At 63.5% G+C, this 2,980-nt stretch carries 3 protein-coding genes; 1 reads left to right on the plus strand and 2 read right to left on the minus strand.

From position 1 onward, the window contains the following. Nucleotides 1–199 precede the first annotated feature (199 nt). Both LXM94_RS14840 and LXM94_RS14845 read right to left on the minus strand, forming a co-directional pair. Nucleotides 200–1,459 carry an ABC transporter substrate-binding protein gene (locus tag LXM94_RS14840; RefSeq protein ID WP_235772244.1) on the minus strand — a complete coding sequence of 420 codons (1,260 nt, stop codon included), beginning with the start codon at nt 1,457–1,459 and terminating at the stop codon, nt 200–202. Nucleotides 1,460–1,509: 50 nt separating this feature from the next. Continuing rightward, nucleotides 1,510–2,403: an N-acetylmuramic acid 6-phosphate etherase gene (locus LXM94_RS14845; protein WP_235772245.1), complete on the minus strand. Its 894-nt coding sequence runs from the start codon at nt 2,401–2,403 to the stop codon at nt 1,510–1,512. 198 nt (nt 2,404–2,601) lie between these two features. Here LXM94_RS14845 and LXM94_RS14850 point away from each other — a divergent pair. Beyond that, nucleotides 2,602–2,980: BadF/BadG/BcrA/BcrD ATPase family protein (locus LXM94_RS14850; protein WP_329605611.1), on the plus strand; the 379-nt coding region annotated here is incomplete at its 3' end.

The following is a 2,980-nucleotide window of genomic DNA, read 5'->3' on the forward strand; positions in this document are numbered from 1 at the left end:
TGGCGGCGAGCCGCCTTCCGCAATCCTCCGACGTCATTCTCGCCTTGTGCCGAGAATCTGCGTTGTCCGGCAACTGCTTTTTGCCTCGGCCCCCAACAGCTGGCCTACCAGATGCTCGGGACAAGCCCGAGCATGACGGAAGGAGACCCCAGACCGACAGGCTCCGGGAGGCGGTGTGAACCGCCTCCCGGAAATGCCCTTACTTCATCGGCTTGTACCAGCTGTCGAGGCCCTTCTGCAGCTTTTCGGCCGCGACTTCCGGCGTATCCGTGCCGTTGATCACGTTGGCCGATTCCAGCCAGGTCTCGTTTTCCAGGTTCGGCGTGCCGCGCGACAGGATCTGGTAGGTCGAGCGGATCGTCGGCTTGCACTTTTCACGCCAGGAGACGAATTCCTGGGCCAGCGGATCGGCCATCTTCACGGCCGTCGAGTTGAGGCTGAAGAAGCCCGGCAGCGAGTTGGCATACATGTCGGCGAACTCCGGCGACGCGACGAAGGACAGGAATTTCTTCGCTGCTTCGGCATTGCCGCTCTTGGCGTTGAGGCCGATGCCGATGTCGTTGTGGTCCGAGATGTAGCAGGTGTCGCCGGCGGCCTTCACCGGCGGCGGGAAGGCCCCCATCTTGAACTGGGCCTGCGTGTTGAACAGCCCGATTTCCCAGGAGCCTGCCGGATAGATGGCGGCGCGGCCGAGCGTGAAGAGGTTCTGGCTGTCCGGATAGGTCTGCGCCTCGAAACCGTCGCCGAGATAGTCCTTCCACTTGGCAAGGACCGCGTAGGGTTCGACCCACGGCGCGTCGGTCAGCTTCTGCTCGCCCTTGATCAGCGCCTGACGGCCTTCCTCGCCCTTCCAGTAGGTCGGACCGATGTTCTGGTAGCCCATGGTCGCGGCTTCCCAGAGATCCTTGGTGCCCATGGCCATCGGGATGTAGGTGCCGTTTTCCTTGATCTTGTCGAGGGCTGCGAAGAATTCGGCTTCCGTGGCCGGCGGCGTGATGCCGAGTTCGGCGAAGGCGTCGGCATTGTAGATGAAACCATGGATGACGGACGCCATCGGCACGCAGAAGGTCGTCGAGCCGTCGTCCGTCGTCCAGGCGGACTTGGCGACGTCGGAGAAGTTCTCCATGCCGGGCAGGTCGTTCAGCGAGGCGAGATGGCCCTTGTTGAAGAGCTCGAGCGAGGCGTCGAACGGACGGCAGGTGATGAGGTCGCCGGCCGAACCCGCATCGAGCTTGGCGTTGAGCGCCGCATTGTACTCGGTCGGCGCGGTCGGCGAGAAGACCACCTTGATGCCCGGATTCGCGGCCTCGAAGGCCGGGATGATCTTTTCCTGCCAGATGGACAGATCGTCGTTGCGCCAGCTTTCGATCGTCAGCGACACGTCCTGCGCGCTGGCGATCCCGGCAGAGCCCAGGATGCTGGTCGCGAGCAGCAACCCGGTGAGTTTGGTGCGAGTCATGTCATTCTCCCCTTTTATGCGCCGACTGCCGGCGCGTTCTGGAACTCGTATTATTGGACCGCTTTGAGGGCGCGCCTGAGGCTCTGCCCGGATTTTTCGAGTAGGCGTTCCGCCTCGTCTGCATCAGCGGCGCCGGCCGCGAGCAGCACGGCGGTCTTCACCGATCCGTCGGCACGGACCAGCAGCCGCTCGGCCTCCGGCAGCGCCACGCCGGAAATGCCCGAAACGATACGGCATGCCCTGCCCCTGAGCTTGATATTGTCGGCCTTGAGATTGACCATGTAGCCGTCATGCACATGGCCGAGATGGATTCCGACCATCGTCGACAGCATGTTGAAGGCGATCTTCTGCGCGGTGCCGGCCCCCATGCGCGTCGACCCCGCCACGACTTCCGGCGGCGTTGCAAGCAGGATCGCCACATCGGCGCCCTCGAAGAGCATCGCACCGGCATTGTTGGCAAGGGCGATGACCCGCGCGCCCCTTTGCCGCGCGTGATCGGCGACGGCGAGCGCATAGGGCGTCGATCCGCTGGCGGAGACGCAGATGACGCAGTCCTTCGCGCCGATGCCGGCATCCGCCGCATCGGACTTTGCGAGCGCGCAATCGTCTTCATAACCGCCGGCAAGGTCGACGAGGCTCCCGGCGCCGCCAGCGAGAAGCAGGACGATCCGGTCGCGGGCGATTCCGTAGGTGCCCGGCAGTTCGAGCGCATCGGCCATGGCCATGAGGCCCGAACTTCCCGCGCCGGCATAGACCAACCGCCCTCCGGCCTGCAGCGTATCCGCGGCAAGCCGCGCCGCCGCCGCGATCTCCGTGACCGCCGCATCGACCACGGCGGCTGCCGACTGCTGTGCAGCCGCAAGCACCTTCAGCGCGGCGACGGGATCGAGCTCGTCGAATCCCTGCGCGGCGGCGTGTCTGGCTTCGGTTGCGCCTTTGGCCATGTCGAAAATCTCCCTCGCCGCAATTTAATGCCAAAAAAATACCAATTGTCCATAGGAAATTAACTTTTGGCGACAGAAAAATGATCGTTTTCAAAATTATTGTTATTTTACAGCTAATTAATAGAACATTGCCGCTCTCTTGCTAATTTCCGCTTGGTTAATGGTATTTTTTTGGTATTGTTGTCGCCGGAGGGCTTCATGATGCGCTATATCATCGGCATTGACGGCGGCGGCACGAGTTGCCGGGCAGCGGTGGCGACACCGGACGGGACCGTTCTCGGCCGCGGCAAGGGCGGCGCCGCCAACATCCTGACCGACCCGAACAATGCGATCGTCAGCATCACCGACGCCGCCTTGGCCGCCTTTCGGGATGCCGGCTTGTCCGAGGCGGAGCTGCCGGCGGCCTCGGCCTTTCTCGGCCTTGCCGGCACCAATGTCGGCGACCTGACGCGCTATGTGCACGACCGCCTTCCCTTTCGCGACACCGTCATCGATTCCGACGGCCTGATCGCGCTGCAGGGTGCGCTCGGCGACGCGGACGGCTCGGTCGCGATCCTCGGCACCGGCACGATCTACA

Source organism: Rhizobium alarense, from assembly GCF_021555155.1.
GTDB lineage: Bacteria > Pseudomonadota > Alphaproteobacteria > Rhizobiales > Rhizobiaceae > Rhizobium_D > Rhizobium_D alarense.